Raw genomic sequence first — 13,993 nt, 5'->3', positions numbered from 1 at the left:
AACGTCACGATGCCTTGTTTGTAACCGCTCCCGATTTGGGACTGTTAGTAAAACAATCAAAAAACAAATAGAAAACACTGTTTTTTATATTGAGGAGCACTGCTAATGGCTTTAATAACAGGTGGTTATGGCTTCTTTGTAAAGTTCATTGAATGTGGGGTGATTTAGATTTTTTTATGTTTAATTACGAGCTAAATCTCCAAGCTGTTGGTTTGATATGTGACATACATTTGAGAATTGCACTCTAAAGTATGTCTTGGCTTTTCCGCTCACGATTTTGGGAAGCTAGGCTTTCAAATCCTTGGTGACCTGAACAGATAACTTGTTTACACTGAGATGAAAGTAATTCGTTGGCTGCGCTCAAACTCTGTCTGGGCGTGGCTTTGTTTTTGCCAAAACATATGGTTTTGGTCACAGAGGTAATGTCATTTATGGATAAAGTACCAATGACTGTGCGTGGCGAACAGCAATTGAGAGAAGAGCTGGATCGCCTGTTGAAACGCCGTCCGCTTATTACTCAAGCGATAGCAGAAGCTCGCGAACTTGGTGACCTGAAAGAGAATGCGGAGTACCACGCTGCTCGCGAAGAGCAAGGCATTTGTGAAGCACAAATCCGTGATATTGAGTACAAGCTTTCTGTCGCTCAGGTGATCGACATTGCGAAAATGCCAAATAACGGCAAAGTCATCTTCGGTTCAACCGTCACGCTGATTGACTGCAACACTGACGACGAGGTGACTTACCAAATCGTGGGTGATGACGAGGCGGACATCAAACAGAACCTGATTTCCATTAACTCGCCAATCGCACGTGGTCTTATCGGAAAAGAAGAAGGCGACGAAGTGTCTATCACTGTGCCTGGCGGCGTGAAAGAGTTTGAGATCGACAGCGTCCAATACGTTTGATAACAGGGTGCTTGCGAACAATAAAAATGTTAGTGATTGTTACAAGCACCAGATGCAAAAAAGGCCGCTAAGCGGCCTTTTTTATTTGCGTGGCAATTCGATCTTGCGCTCTTCGCTTTGACGGTACAGAACCAGAACTTTACCGATAACCTGTACTTTCTCTGCTTTAGTTTCACGAACGATTGCGTCTACAATCAGGTTCTTAGTGTCGCGATCTTCTGATGCCACTTTCACCTTGATCAATTCGTGATGATCGAGAGCGATTTCAATCTCAGCAAGCACGGCTTCTGTCAGGCCATTCGCACCCATGAGTACAACCGGCTTCAGGTTGTGTGCAAGACCTTTCAGATACTGTTTTTGTTTTGTGCTTAGATTCATTGATGACTCGATTTATTGTTTTATCGGGGTTGAAAACGTGACATTCTACCGCCATCTCTATCCAAACTGAACAAATATCCCCCTGAATCGACCGCAAGAAATTTGTGGCAGTATTGTGGGCTAGGTAAAACATGAGCAAAAAGAAACACTCAGCGAGCTCCGGTCGCTGGTTGAAAGAACATTTTGATGATAAATATGTTCAAGAGGCCCAGAAAAAAGGCTTTCGTTCCCGAGCCATTTTTAAGCTCGATGAAATCCAAGGTAAGGATAAACTGCTAAAACCGGGTATGACGATTGTGGATTTGGGTGCTGCTCCTGGCGGTTGGTCTCAATACGCAGTCGAGCAAGTCGGTGATAGTGGACAGGTGATTGCCTGTGATATTCTGCCTATGGACTCGCTTCCAGGCGTGGCCTTCTTGCAAGGCGATTTCCGTGAAGAAGCGGTGCTGAATGCGTTACTTGACCGTATCCAACCGGACATGGTGGATGTGGTGATGTCTGACATGGCACCTAACATGAGCGGTAATTTGGCGTCAGACCAACCACGAGCCATGTATCTTGTTGAGCTTGCATTGGATATGTGTCGTGAAGTCTTGGCACCGAATGGTTCATTTATTGTTAAGGTTTTCCAAGGTGAAGGCTTTGATCAGTACTTGGCCGAAGTGCGTAAGATGTTTAAAGCGGTGAAAATCCGCAAACCTGATTCCTCCCGTGCGCGCTCGCGTGAGGTCTACATTGTGGCTACAGGGTATAAACTGTAGTACTCTACCATTATTAATATAGTTTTTGCGGGGCTAACACCTTGAGTGACATGGCAAAAAACTTGATTTTATGGCTGGTTATCGCTGTTGTATTGATGTCTGTGTTCCAAAGTTTTGGACCAGGCGACAGTGCTGGCCGTCAAGTCGACTACACAACGTTCGTCCAAGAGATAGGACAGGATAAAATACAGGATGTACAGTTCGATAACCGCGAACTGAAAGTGACACGTCGTGATGGCACTGGCTATGTCACGTATATGCCTGTACTTCAAGATCCTAAGCTGCTTGACGATCTGATCAACGCGAAAGTTCAGGTGCGTGGTACACCGCCTGAAGAACCAAGCATTCTTGCGTCTATCTTCATCTCTTGGTTCCCAATGCTGCTACTTATCGGTGTGTGGATTTTCTTCATGCGCCAGATGCAAGGCGGCGGTGGCAAAGGTGCGATGTCTTTTGGTAAGTCAAAAGCGCGCATGATGAGCGAAGAGCAAATCAAAACGACTTTCGCAGACGTTGCTGGTTGTGACGAAGCAAAAGAAGACGTTAAAGAGCTGGTTGATTACCTGCGCGACCCAAGCCGTTTCCAGAAGCTGGGCGGTAAGATTCCGACCGGCGTCCTGATGGTTGGTCCTCCAGGTACCGGTAAAACTTTGCTGGCAAAAGCTATTGCTGGTGAGGCGAAAGTACCTTTCTTCACCATTTCTGGTTCTGACTTCGTTGAAATGTTCGTGGGTGTGGGTGCATCGCGTGTACGTGACATGTTCGAACAAGCGAAGAAGGCATCACCATGTATCATCTTCATTGATGAGATTGACGCAGTTGGCCGTCAGCGTGGTGCTGGTTTGGGCGGTGGTCACGATGAGCGTGAGCAGACTCTGAACCAAATGCTGGTTGAAATGGATGGCTTTGAAGGTAATGAAGGCATCATCGTTATTGCAGCAACTAACCGTCCAGACGTTCTTGACCCAGCACTGTTGCGTCCTGGCCGTTTCGACCGCCAAGTTGTTGTTGGCCTGCCAGATGTTCGTGGTCGTGAGCAGATCCTGAAAGTTCACATGCGTAAAGTGCCATTAGGCAGTGATGTTGAAGCATCACTGATTGCTCGTGGTACCCCAGGCTTCTCGGGTGCAGATCTGGCTAACCTTGTCAACGAAGCTGCACTGTTTGCTGCGCGTGGTAATAAGCGCGTTGTTTCAATGGTTGAGTTTGAACTGGCGAAAGACAAAATCATGATGGGCGCAGAGCGCAAGTCTATGGTGATGTCTGAAGAGATAAAAGAATCAACGGCATACCACGAAGCTGGTCACGCTGTTGTTGGCCGTCTGGTGCCTGAGCATGATCCTGTGTACAAGGTCTCTATCATCCCACGTGGACGTGCGCTGGGTGTAACCATGTACCTGCCTGAGCAAGACCGTGTCAGTATGTCCCGTCAACACTTGGAGTCGATGATTTCAAGCCTGTACGGTGGCCGACTGGCTGAAGAGCTCATTTACGGTGTAGATAAAGTGTCTACCGGTGCATCTAACGACATCGAGCGAGCGACAGATATCGCCCGTAAGATGGTGACTCAATGGGGCTTCTCTGAGAAATTAGGTCCACTGCTGTACGCAGAAGACGAAGGTGAAGTGTTCCTGGGTCGCTCAGTGACACAGAGCAAGCATATGTCTGATGAGACAGCTCGTCTTATCGATGGTGAAATTCGTGAACTGATTGACCGCAACTACTTGCGTGCGCGTAAGATCATCGAAGAAAACATGGACATCATGCATGCCATGAAAGATGCGCTGATGAAGTACGAAACTATTGATGCGGCGCAAATTGATGACCTGATGGCGCGTCGCCCAGTGCGAGAGCCAGCGGGCTGGTCAGCTGACGACAGTTCAGACAATACACCGACCAAGCCAAGTGCTGAAGCGAAAGCATCTGACGTTCCTCCTTCCTCTGATGATGTCGAGTCTGGCAATAAGTCAGTCGACCCAGACGGCAAGTCGGAAGCGTAATTGGTGATTCATACCGACAAAACCCCGGGATAACTCGGGGTTTTTCTTTTATCCGTAGAAAATTATCTTCCCGAACAAAGCCTTCATATGAAACTCGTCAGCAAAAACAAAACTCTCGATCTGTCTACACCGCAGGTAATGGGGATCCTCAATGTGACACCGGATTCGTTTTCTGACGGTGGAAAATTCAATCGGCTGGATACAGCGCTAAAGCATGCAGAAGCCATGTTGAAAGCGGGTGCAACCATACTCGATATCGGCGGCGAATCGACCCGTCCTGGTGCCGCAGACGTTTCCTTGGATGATGAGTTGGAGCGTGTAAATCCTGCTATTGAAGCCATTCGTTCTCGCTTTGACTGCTGGATATCCATTGATACCAGCAAAGCGGCCGTCATGCGTGAAGCCGTAGTGTCTGGTGCCGATATCATCAACGACGTCCGTGCACTTCAAGAGCCGCTTGCTTTGGAAGAGGCTGCAAAAGCCAACGTGCCAGTTTGTTTGATGCACATGCAGGGGCAACCGCGCACCATGCAAGCCAACCCTACCTATGATGATCTGCTGGGCGATATTTTTACCTTCTTTGAAGATCGTATTTCGGCCTGTGAACATGTTGGGATCGAGCGGGAAAAAATTATTCTCGACCCTGGATTTGGCTTCGGGAAAACACTGACACATAACTACCAGCTCCTAGCAAAGCTGGAAGACTTTCATCAATTTGGCCTGCCAGTTCTGGCGGGAATGTCACGAAAGTCTATGATTTTTAAATTATTAGAAAAATCCCCGACCGAGATTCTCGGGGGGAGCTTAGCTTGCGCCACCATAGCTGCGATGAAAGGGGCTCAAATCATCCGCGTTCATGACGTGGCTGAAACCTCTGATGTCGTCCGTGTTGTGAATACAATGCGAGAAGCAGCTGGTTTATTTGGAGATACACAATGACAGAACGTAAGTACTTCGGCACTGATGGTGTCCGCGGTAAGGTGGGTCAATTCCCAATCACGCCTGACTTTATCCTGAAGCTTGGTTGGGCGGCAGGTCGCGTACTGAGTCAGCAGGGCACTAAGAAAGTATTGATTGGCAAAGATACCCGTATTTCTGGTTACATGCTGGAATCGGCGCTTGAAGCTGGTCTTTCAGCAGCAGGTCTACAGGCCGCTTTTACTGGCCCAATGCCAACCCCTGCTATCGCTTACCTCACGCAAACGTTCCGCGCTGAAGCGGGGATTGTGATTTCAGCTTCACACAACCCTTACTATGATAACGGCATCAAGTTCTTTTCATCAGAAGGGACTAAGTTGCCCGATGCTATCGAGCATGCGATTGAAGCAGAACTTGAAAAGCCACTAACCTGTGTCGAGTCGGCGCAGTTGGGTAAGGCGAAACGCATTGTCGATGCAGCAGGGCGCTATATCGAATTCTGTAAAGGCACTTTCCCTTCTGAAATGAACCTTAAGGGCATGAAGATAGTTATTGACTGTGCCCACGGTGCGACCTATCACATTGCACCCTCCGTGTTTAAAGAGTTAGGTGCTGATGTTGTCGCGATGGGTGTTGAGCCGAATGGTACCAATATCAACGATGAAGTAGGTGCAACTGATGTGCGTGCGCTTCAGGCTCGTGTAGTAGAAGAGCAAGCTATGCTGGGGATCGCCTTCGATGGTGACGGTGACCGAGTCATCATGGTTGACCATGAGGGTAACAAAGTTGATGGTGATCAGATCGCTTATATCATCGCCCGAGAGTCACTGCGCCGCGGTGAACTGAAAGGCGGGGTAGTGGGCACATTGATGACCAATATGGGCATGGAAGTGGCGCTGAAAAACCTTGGCATTCCATTTACCCGAGCCAAAGTGGGCGATCGCTATGTGATGGAAAAGCTGTTGGAAAACGGCTGGACGATCGGTGCGGAAAACTCAGGTCATGTCATTTTACTGGATAAAGTGACGACCGGTGATGCCATTGTGGCTGCGTTGCAAGTACTGGCAAGTATTGTCGGTACCGGCATGTCGCTAAAAGAGCTTTGCGATGGTATGAGTATGTTCCCACAGGTGCTTGAAAACGTGCGTTTCAGCGGTGACAGTGACCCGCTTGAGTCCGACGCCGTCCTATCAGCGAAAGCGTCTGTAGAAGCCAAACTTGGCGAGACAGGTCGCGTGTTGTTGCGTAAGTCTGGCACTGAACCGCTAATCCGCGTTATGGTGGAAGGCGAAAATGCGGAAGATGTAAAATCTTACGCATTGGAAATTGCAGATGCGGTGAAAGCAAACTGCTAATTTCAAAGTCCTTACAAGGATTGTAATGGAGCGGGAGTGTCCGGTTGGTTACAAGATGTGCAAACGAAATGAAAAGTGCTGTTTTTTTGCATTTTTCACTTGTTTCACCTGCTGGCATTCGTTAGTATTCTCCCGCTCCCAATGATGGGAGTTGCGCTGGTGAACTTGAAATGGTCATCTGGCTCAACAATTTGGAACATAGGTGGAACCCATGTACGAAATTCTACTTGTGATTTATCTGTTGGCCGCACTTGCTGTTATTGGCCTGGTTCTGGTTCAACAAGGTAAAGGCGCAGATATGGGAGCCTCATTTGGGGCTGGGGCATCAAACACTGTGTTTGGCTCTGGCGGCTCTGGAAACTTCCTCACCCGAATGACCGCGATCTTCGCGACGATATTTTTTATTCTCAGCCTAGTGCTAGGTAATCTGACTGCAAAGCAGACCAACGCCGGCGGAGAATATGATGACTTGAGTGTTCCAGTGGAACAGATCCAGTCAGGTGATGTGCCAGCTGCTGGTAACAACAGCGACATCCCGAACTAATACCTTTCGCTGAGGTGGTGGAATTGGTAGACACGCTGTCTTGAGGGGGCAGTGCCTTAACAGGCGTGCGGGTTCAAGTCCCGCTCTCAGCACCAATTTAAAAGTCCTGAATAAGGCCATCGCACTTGAATTAGTGCATGAGGCGACGATATAATGTGCGCCGTTCGGACGCGGGGTGGAGCAGCTTGGTAGCTCGTCGGGCTCATAACCCGAAGGTCGTCGGTTCAAATCCGGCCCCCGCAACCACTTTGAGGTGATTGTTTATAGAGACCAAAACAGTCACTGGTCATGAGAAATCATGACATCAGGGTCCAGTTACATTAAACCCCGACATTCGGGGTTTTTTGTTATCTGAAGATGACCATTCGGATGGATAACTGGGCTTTTAGGCCCTTTTTTTATTTCTGGGGTTTGTATGACCGGACTAGAGAAACAGCTTCATGCCTTGCTTGAAGCGCCTGTAGAGGCATTAGATTACGAACTGGTCGGGCTCGAGTTTGTTCGTGCAGGACAACACTCCACCCTTCGTATCTATATTGATCACGAAAACGGCATCACAGTTGAAGACTGTGCTGAAGTTAGCCGCCAGGTTAGCGCAGTAATGGACGTCGAAGATCCAATTACTGTGGCTTACAACCTGGAAGTGTCGTCTCCTGGTTTGGAGCGACCACTGTTTAAAGCAGAACATTATCAGCGCTTTGTTGGCCATGAAGTGAACATTGTGCTGAAGATGGCCATGCAGAACCGCCGCAAGTGGAAAGGTGAAATTCTTTCTGTCGAAGGCGAAACCGTCACCATCAAGGTCGATGGCAACGAAGAAGCGTTCGCCCTGAGCAATATCGCCAAGGCCAACCTGGTTCCTTCATTTTAAGGTTAAATGAGGCATTAGTTCATGAACAAAGAAATCTTGGCTGTCGTAGAAGCGGTATCCAACGAAAAAGCAGTTCCACGTGAGCGCATTTTTGAAGCACTGGAAACGGCGCTGGCTACAGCTACAAAGAAAAAATACGAAGCTGACATCGATGTACGTGTTGCTATCGATCGTAAAACTGGTGAGTTTGACACCTTCCGCCGCTGGTTGGTGGTAGAAGATGTGGCGCTGCCAACGCGTGAAATTACGTTGGAAGCGGCACAATTTGAAGATGAGACACTGGATCTGGGCGGTTTTGTTGAAGACGAAATCGAATCAGTGACGTTCGACCGCATCACGACCCAAACTGCTAAGCAAGTGATCGTGCAGAAAGTACGTGAAGCAGAGCGTGCACAAGTGGTTGAGCAGTTCATGGACAACGAAGGTGAGCTGATCACCGGTGTCGTTAAGAAAGTAAACCGCGATGTGATTATCGTTGACCTGGGTAACAACGCAGAAGCGGCAATCCAGCGTGACGATCAACTGCCACGTGAAAACTTCCGCCCAGGCGACCGCGTTCGTGGTTTGCTGTATGCTGTACGCCCAGAAGCGCGCGGTTTCCAGCTTTTCATGACCCGTTCAAAGCCAGAAATGCTGATCGAACTGTTCCGCATTGAAGTGCCAGAAATCGGCGAAGAGATGATCGAAGTGATGGGCGCGGCTCGTGACCCGGGCTCTCGTGCAAAAATCGCGGTAAAAACCAACGACAAGCGTATCGACCCAGTAGGTGCGTGTGTGGGTATGCGTGGTGCGCGTGTTCAAGCAGTATCTGGTGAGTTGGGCGGCGAGCGTATCGACATCGTGCTGTGGGACGACAACCCAGCGCAATTCGTTATCAACGCAATGGCACCAGCAGACGTTGCTTCCATCATCGTGGATGAAGACACCCACACGATGGATATCGCTGTTGAAGCTGACAACCTGGCACAGGCTATCGGCCGTAACGGTCAAAACGTACGTTTGGCGTCTCAGCTGACAGGCTGGGAATTGAACGTAATGACCGTGGAAGATCTTCAGAAGAAACACCAGGAAGAAGCTGGTCAGTCTATCGAACTGTTCAGCAAACATCTGGACATCGATGAAGACTTCGCTGCAGTGCTGGTTGAAGAAGGCTTCACGACGCTGGAAGAAGTGGCTTACGTACCAGCAGCAGAGCTTCTGGAAATCAATGGTCTGGATGAAGACACCGTTGATGAATTGCGTAACCGTGCGAAAGAAGCACTGACCACTATTGCGTTGGCAAAAGAAGAAATCCTTGATGGTGCAGAGCCAGCAGAAGACTTGCTTGGTCTGGAAGGTTTGGAGCGTGAAATGGCGTTCCGCCTGGCGTCGAAAGGCGTTTGCACTCTGGAAGATCTGGCTGACCAAGGCACAGATGATCTTCTGGATATCGAGGGAATGGATGAAGTTAAAGCGGGCGAGCTGATTATGGCTGCGCGCAATATTTGCTGGTTCAGCGACGAAGCTTAAGCGCAGCAAAGGAGGAGCAGAATGTCAGAGGTTACAGTTAAAGCACTGGCGAGCGAAATTGACACGCCGGTAGAACGTTTGCTGAAGCAATTTCAAGATGCAGGCATTCAGAAATCGGCAGACGACAATGTAAGCCAAGATGAGAAACAAACCTTACTGTCTCACCTTAAGCGTGAGCATGGTGATGATGGTAGCGCTCCAACTCGACTGACGTTACAGCGCAAAAAACGCAGCACATTGAGTGTTTCAGGTGCTGGCGGAAAGAGTAAGGATGTTCAGGTAGAAGTGCGTAAAAAGCGCACCTACGTGAAGCGCAGTGAACTGGAAGAACAGCGTGTAGCTCAGGAAGCTGCACAACGTGAAGCTGAAGAAGCAGCACAACGCGAAGCCGAGGAAAAGGCACGTCGTGAAGCTGAAGAAGCAGCGAAACGTGAAGCTGAAGAGAAAGCAAAACGTGAGGCTGAAGAGAAGGCCAAGCGCGAAGCAGAAGAAAAAGCACGTATTGCGGCTGAGAAAGCAAAAGCTTCGAACGAAACTGCGGAAGAAACTGCAGCTCGTGAAGCAGCTGAGGCGCAAGCAAAGAAAGAAGCTGATGAACTCAAGCGTCGCCAGGAAGAGGAAGCCAAGCGTAAAGCTGAAGAAGAAAGTCAGCGCCAGCTAGAAGAGGCACGCAAAATGGCAGAATTGAACGAAGAGCGCTGGAGTCAACAAGACGCAGCTGCTGTTGAAGTAATGGAAACAGCTGATCACCACACCACGACGTCGAAATATGCACGTGAAGCAGAAGATGAGGCAGATCGCCGTCAAGAAGCTGCACCACGTCGTCGTAAAAAGAAAAAATCTGCACAAGAGAAAGATGACTCTTCATCTTCTCGTCCACGCGGTGGCAAGGGTGGCAAGATCAAAGGCCGTATGGCTAAGCCAACCTCAATGCAGCACGGTTTCCAGAAGCCTGCTCAGAAAGTGACCCGTGATGTAGAAATCGGCGAAACTATTACTGTTGCTGAGCTGGCTAACAAGATGGCAGTGAAAGCGACCGAAGTGATCAAGGCTATGATGAAGATGGGTGCAATGGCAACCATCAACCAGGTTATCGATCAGGAAACCGCTCAGCTGGTAGCTGAAGAAATGGGCCACAAGGTTGTTCTTCGCAAGGAAAACGAGCTGGAAGAATCAGTACTGTCAGATCGTGACGGTGATGCGGTTCGTGAGCCACGTGCGCCAGTTGTCACTATCATGGGTCACGTTGACCACGGTAAGACGTCGCTGCTGGACTACATCCGTAAAGCGCACGTTGCATCGGGCGAAGCGGGTGGTATTACCCAACACATTGGTGCATACCACGTTGAAACCGACAATGGCATGATCACCTTCCTGGATACTCCTGGACACGCAGCGTTTACGTCTATGCGTGCTCGTGGTGCGAAAGCAACGGACATCGTTGTTCTTGTTGTTGCTGCAGACGATGGCGTAATGCCACAGACTATCGAGGCAATCCAGCACGCGAAAGCGGCTGAAGTTCCTCTGATTGTTGCAGTGAACAAGATCGATAAAGAGGCGGCTAACCCAGATCAAGTGAAGAATGAGCTGGCACAGCACAACGTTATCCCGGAAGACTGGGGCGGCGAGAACATGTTTGTTCACGTTTCTGCGAAGCAAGGTCTGAACATTGATGCGCTGCTGGAAGCTATCCTGCTGCAATCAGAAGTTCTGGAACTTGAAGCAGTACGTGATGGCATGGCGAGTGGTGTGGTTGTTGAATCACGTCTGGATAAAGGCCGTGGTCCAGTCGCAACTGTTCTGGTTCAGGAAGGTACGCTGAAGCGTGGCGATATCGTTCTGTGTGGCCTGGAATATGGTCGTGTTCGTGCGATGCGCGACGAGAACGGTAAAGAGATTGACGAAGCAGGTCCTTCTATCCCTGTGGAGATCCTGGGTCTGTCAGGTGTTCCTCAAGCAGGTGACGAAGCGACTGTTGTACGTGACGAGCGTAAAGCACGTGAAGTTGCACTGTACCGCCAAGGCAAGTTCCGCGACGTGAAACTGGCTCGCCAGCAGAAAGCGAAGCTGGAGAACATGTTCTCTAACATGGCTGAAGGTGAAGTGTCTGAACTGAACATCGTTCTGAAAGCAGACGTACAAGGTTCAGTTGAAGCGATTGCTGATTCACTGGTGAAACTGTCTACTGACGAAGTGAAAGTGAAGATTGTCGGCTCTGGTGTGGGCGCAATCACTGAAACTGACGCAGTACTGGCAGCAGCATCGAACGCGATTCTGGTTGGCTTTAACGTACGTGCTGATGCATCTGCACGTAAGACTATCGACACTGAAAGCCTGGATCTTCGTTACTACTCAGTGATTTACGCACTGATCGACGAAGTGAAACAAGCGATGAGCGGCATGCTGGCACCTGAGTTCAAACAAGAAATCATGGGTCTGGCAGAAGTACGTGACGTGTTTAAGTCACCGAAACTGGGCGCAATTGCAGGCTGTATGGTTACTGAAGGTACCATCAAGCGTAACAACCCAATCCGCGTACTGCGCGATAACGTGGTTATCTACGAAGGTGAGCTTGAGTCACTGCGTCGCTTTAAAGACGACGTACAAGAAGTGGCGAAAGGTTACGAGTGTGGTATCGGCGTTAAGAACTACAACGATGTACGTGTAGGCGACCAAATCGAAGTATTCGAAATCGTCGAAGTAAAACGTACTATCGAATAATAACCGACTGTAACAGGTTGTTTATAAACACCATGGGGGGAAGTGCTCAGCGCTTTCCCCCCATTTCTTATGAGAGAAGAGCGTTATGGCAAAAGAATTTAGCCGCACTCAACGCGTGTCGCAGCAGCTGCAAAAAGAAATTGCCCTGATCCTGCAACGCGAAATTAAAGACCCACGCATTGGTATGGTCACGGTTTCCGGCGTAGAAGTTTCCCGCGATCTGGCTTACGCAAAAGTATTCGTGACTTTCCTGACTATGGGTGAGCAAACTCCACAAGGTGGTCTGGAAGCGCTTCAAGAAGCGACTGGCTACATCCGAAGCCTGCTGGGCAAAGCGATTCGTCTGCGTGTCACTCCTGAAATTACTTTCTTCTTTGATGAATCACTGACAGAAGGTATGCGTATCTCCAACCTGGTTTCTCAAGCCGTGAAATCAGACGAAGAGCGCCGTGTGGATGAAAACGGAGAAGAAGAGTAATGGGTCGCCGTCCTCGTCGTCGCGGACGCCCTGTCGACGGCATTATCCTGCTGGATAAGCCGACAGGCATTACATCGAACTCCGCACTACAGAAAGTAAAAAACATCTACTTCGCTGAAAAAGCAGGCCATACCGGTGCGTTGGATCCACTGGCAACCGGTATGCTGCCAATTTGCTTCGGTGAAGCGACCAAGTTTTCACAGTTCCTTCTCGATTCTGACAAACGCTACCGTGTGATTGCCAAGCTTGGCGAGCGCACGAACACCTCAGACTCTGACGGTGAAGTGGTTGAAACCCGTGAAGTGAAAGTGAACATGGGTGATCTGGAGCGAAGCATTGCGTCGTTCCGCGGTGAAACCATGCAGGTTCCTTCTATGTTTTCGGCATTGAAGTACGAAGGTAAGCCGCTATACGAATACGCCCGCAAAGGCATTGAAGTACCGCGTGAAGCCCGTAAGATCACTGTGTACGAAATCTCGCTGCTGCGCTTTGAAGGCCAGGAAGTCGAGATGGAAGTCCATTGCTCGAAAGGCACTTACATCCGCACTATCGTTGACGATCTGGGCGAGATGCTGGGCTGTGGTGCACACGTGACTATGCTGCGCCGTACCGGCGTTTCAGGCTATCCATACGAGAAAATGGTGACGCTTGAGCAACTGGAAGCGCTGCTTGAACAAGCCCGTGAGCAAGACATTCAGCCGCGTGAGTTGCTGGACCCGCTGCTTCTGCCACTGGATACTGCTGTACAGGATTTGCGTGAAGTGAACCTGCTGCCTGTAGTGGCGAGTTATGCACTGCAAGGTCAGGCGGTTCAAATCCCCAATGCGCCAGCAGAAGGCGAAGTTGTCCGTGTGACCATGGGTGAAGACAATACCTTTATCGGTGTCGGTGAAATCGATGCTGAAGGCATGTTGAAGCCGCGCCGTTTAGTACGCACGCACGACGCATAAATTTATGGCGTGATGAAGCCTGCAGCGGTTGCCTTATGTTGGGAATCGCTGTAGAATTCGCCGCCTCGGGTGTCGGCTGAATCAGAGATTGGCTGACACAAATTAAAACCTTTTACATTTAGGAAAAGACTATGTCTCTGAATGCAGAAACTAAAGCAGCAATCGTTGCTGAATACGCGCAAGGCGCAAACGACACTGGTTCTCCAGAAGTACAAGTAGCTCTGCTGACTGCTTCTATCAACCACCTGCAAGGCCACTTCGCTGAGCACAAAGGTGACCACCACAGCCGTCGCGGTCTGCTGCGCATGGTTTCTCGCCGTCGTAAGCTTCTTGACTACCTGAAAGGTAAAGATGCTGACCGTTACCTGGAGCTGATCAAGCGTCTGGGTCTGCGCCGCTAATAAGCCTCTGGCTTTTAAGTATCGCATTCCGAAAAGGAGCCCTTGTGGCTCCTTTTCTCGTTTTTGCTCCCCGAAACCTCCTCCCTTCGACTAGGCTTAGCCTTCGGTGCGCTTTCCTCACAATGCCTAAAAGGGCGATTGCGGATAAACCTTCAACATCCGTAGATTTTTGTGGCATTTACGCACGAAACTTACGGTCTCA

The 13,993-nt window shown here is 49.5% G+C and carries 13 protein-coding genes and 2 tRNA genes; 14 read left to right on the top strand and 1 reads right to left on the bottom strand.

Features of this window, described 5'->3' with window-relative positions:
- Positions 1-431 precede the first annotated feature (431 nt).
- Positions 432-905, top strand: coding sequence for a transcription elongation factor GreA (greA, locus tag D515_RS17300; RefSeq protein ID WP_192815517.1), 474 nt, complete (start codon positions 432-434; stop codon positions 903-905).
- 81 nt (positions 906-986) lie between these two features.
- Here the strand turns inward: greA and yhbY are convergent, their stop codons facing one another.
- Complete coding sequence (gene yhbY, locus D515_RS17295) at positions 987-1,283, bottom strand: ribosome assembly RNA-binding protein YhbY (RefSeq protein ID WP_002540335.1); 297 nt, start codon at positions 1,281-1,283, stop codon at positions 987-989.
- Between the two features lie 131 nt (positions 1,284-1,414).
- Here yhbY and rlmE point away from each other — a divergent pair, with 131 nt between their 5' ends.
- The 13 genes from rlmE (at position 1,415) to rpsO (ending at position 13,791) form a co-directional block, all read left to right on the top strand.
- Positions 1,415-2,044, top strand: coding sequence for a 23S rRNA (uridine(2552)-2'-O)-methyltransferase RlmE (rlmE, locus tag D515_RS17290; RefSeq protein ID WP_002540334.1), 630 nt, complete (start codon positions 1,415-1,417; stop codon positions 2,042-2,044).
- 50 nt (positions 2,045-2,094) lie between these two features.
- Positions 2,095-4,044, top strand: a complete 1,950-nt coding sequence (gene ftsH, locus D515_RS17285; protein ID WP_002540333.1) for an ATP-dependent zinc metalloprotease FtsH — start codon at positions 2,095-2,097, stop codon at positions 4,042-4,044.
- 87 nt (positions 4,045-4,131) lie between these two features.
- Complete coding sequence (gene folP, locus D515_RS17280) at positions 4,132-4,983, top strand: dihydropteroate synthase (protein WP_002540332.1); 852 nt, start codon at positions 4,132-4,134, stop codon at positions 4,981-4,983.
- The gene (glmM, locus tag D515_RS17275; protein WP_002540330.1) at positions 4,980-6,317 is read left to right on the top strand and encodes a phosphoglucosamine mutase; all 1,338 of its coding nucleotides are present in this window, start codon (positions 4,980-4,982) and stop codon (positions 6,315-6,317) included. Before folP ends, glmM begins: the two co-directional genes overlap by 4 nt.
- 211 nt (positions 6,318-6,528) lie before the next feature.
- Positions 6,529-6,861, top strand: coding sequence for a preprotein translocase subunit SecG (gene secG / locus D515_RS17270; RefSeq protein WP_002540329.1), 333 nt, complete (start codon positions 6,529-6,531; stop codon positions 6,859-6,861).
- Between the two features lie 8 nt (positions 6,862-6,869).
- A tRNA-Leu gene (locus D515_RS17265) sits at positions 6,870-6,956 on the top strand.
- A 74-nt stretch (positions 6,957-7,030) separates the two neighbouring features.
- Positions 7,031-7,107 (top strand) — tRNA-Met (locus D515_RS17260).
- A 169-nt stretch (positions 7,108-7,276) separates the two neighbouring features.
- Positions 7,277-7,732, top strand: coding sequence for a ribosome maturation factor RimP (gene rimP / locus D515_RS17255; protein ID WP_002540328.1), 456 nt, complete (start codon positions 7,277-7,279; stop codon positions 7,730-7,732).
- A gap of 21 nt (positions 7,733-7,753) precedes the next feature.
- Positions 7,754-9,241, top strand: a complete 1,488-nt coding sequence (nusA, locus tag D515_RS17250) for a transcription termination factor NusA (RefSeq protein WP_002540327.1) — start codon at positions 7,754-7,756, stop codon at positions 9,239-9,241.
- A 21-nt stretch (positions 9,242-9,262) separates the two neighbouring features.
- Positions 9,263-11,962 (top strand): translation initiation factor IF-2, encoded by a 2,700-nt coding sequence (infB, locus tag D515_RS17245; RefSeq protein ID WP_002540325.1) that lies wholly within the window; start codon positions 9,263-9,265, stop codon positions 11,960-11,962.
- A gap of 85 nt (positions 11,963-12,047) precedes the next feature.
- Positions 12,048-12,440: a 30S ribosome-binding factor RbfA gene (gene rbfA / locus D515_RS17240; RefSeq protein WP_002540323.1), complete on the top strand. Its 393-nt coding sequence runs from the start codon at positions 12,048-12,050 to the stop codon at positions 12,438-12,440.
- Positions 12,440-13,390 (top strand): tRNA pseudouridine(55) synthase TruB, encoded by a 951-nt coding sequence (truB, locus tag D515_RS17235; RefSeq protein ID WP_002540322.1) that lies wholly within the window; start codon positions 12,440-12,442, stop codon positions 13,388-13,390. The genes rbfA and truB overlap by 1 nt, the downstream gene beginning before the upstream one ends.
- Positions 13,391-13,521: 131 nt before the next feature.
- On the top strand, positions 13,522-13,791 hold the full coding sequence (rpsO, locus tag D515_RS17230; RefSeq protein WP_002540321.1) for a 30S ribosomal protein S15: 270 nt from the start codon (positions 13,522-13,524) through the stop codon (positions 13,789-13,791).
- Positions 13,792-13,993: the final 202 nt, after the last annotated feature.

The organism is Grimontia indica (assembly GCF_000333895.2).
GTDB classification, from domain to species: Bacteria; Pseudomonadota; Gammaproteobacteria; order Enterobacterales; family Vibrionaceae; genus Enterovibrio; species Enterovibrio indicus.
Note: the sequence above shows the minus strand (reverse complement) of the source record. Positions and strands in the feature narration are given on the sequence as shown.

What these genes read in the sequence shown, in the direction of transcription:
- folP (WP_002540332.1), top strand. Translation starts at nt 4,132, where the DNA reads ATGAAACTCGTCAGCAAAAACAAAACTCTCGATCTGTCTACACCGCAG.
- rpsO (WP_002540321.1), top strand. Translation starts at nt 13,522, where the DNA reads ATGTCTCTGAATGCAGAAACTAAAGCAGCAATCGTTGCTGAATACGCG.
- glmM (WP_002540330.1), top strand. Translation starts at nt 4,980, where the DNA reads ATGACAGAACGTAAGTACTTCGGCACTGATGGTGTCCGCGGTAAGGTG.
- yhbY (WP_002540335.1), bottom strand. Translation starts at nt 1,283, where the DNA reads ATGAATCTAAGCACAAAACAAAAACAGTATCTGAAAGGTCTTGCACAC.
- truB (WP_002540322.1), top strand. Translation starts at nt 12,440, where the DNA reads ATGGGTCGCCGTCCTCGTCGTCGCGGACGCCCTGTCGACGGCATTATC.
- rimP (WP_002540328.1), top strand. Translation starts at nt 7,277, where the DNA reads ATGACCGGACTAGAGAAACAGCTTCATGCCTTGCTTGAAGCGCCTGTA.
- rlmE (WP_002540334.1), top strand. Translation starts at nt 1,415, where the DNA reads ATGAGCAAAAAGAAACACTCAGCGAGCTCCGGTCGCTGGTTGAAAGAA.
- rbfA (WP_002540323.1), top strand. Translation starts at nt 12,048, where the DNA reads ATGGCAAAAGAATTTAGCCGCACTCAACGCGTGTCGCAGCAGCTGCAA.
- infB (WP_002540325.1), top strand. Translation starts at nt 9,263, where the DNA reads ATGTCAGAGGTTACAGTTAAAGCACTGGCGAGCGAAATTGACACGCCG.
- nusA (WP_002540327.1), top strand. Translation starts at nt 7,754, where the DNA reads ATGAACAAAGAAATCTTGGCTGTCGTAGAAGCGGTATCCAACGAAAAA.
- secG (WP_002540329.1), top strand. Translation starts at nt 6,529, where the DNA reads ATGTACGAAATTCTACTTGTGATTTATCTGTTGGCCGCACTTGCTGTT.
- greA (WP_192815517.1), top strand. Translation starts at nt 432, where the DNA reads ATGGATAAAGTACCAATGACTGTGCGTGGCGAACAGCAATTGAGAGAA.
- ftsH (WP_002540333.1), top strand. Translation starts at nt 2,095, where the DNA reads ATGGCAAAAAACTTGATTTTATGGCTGGTTATCGCTGTTGTATTGATG.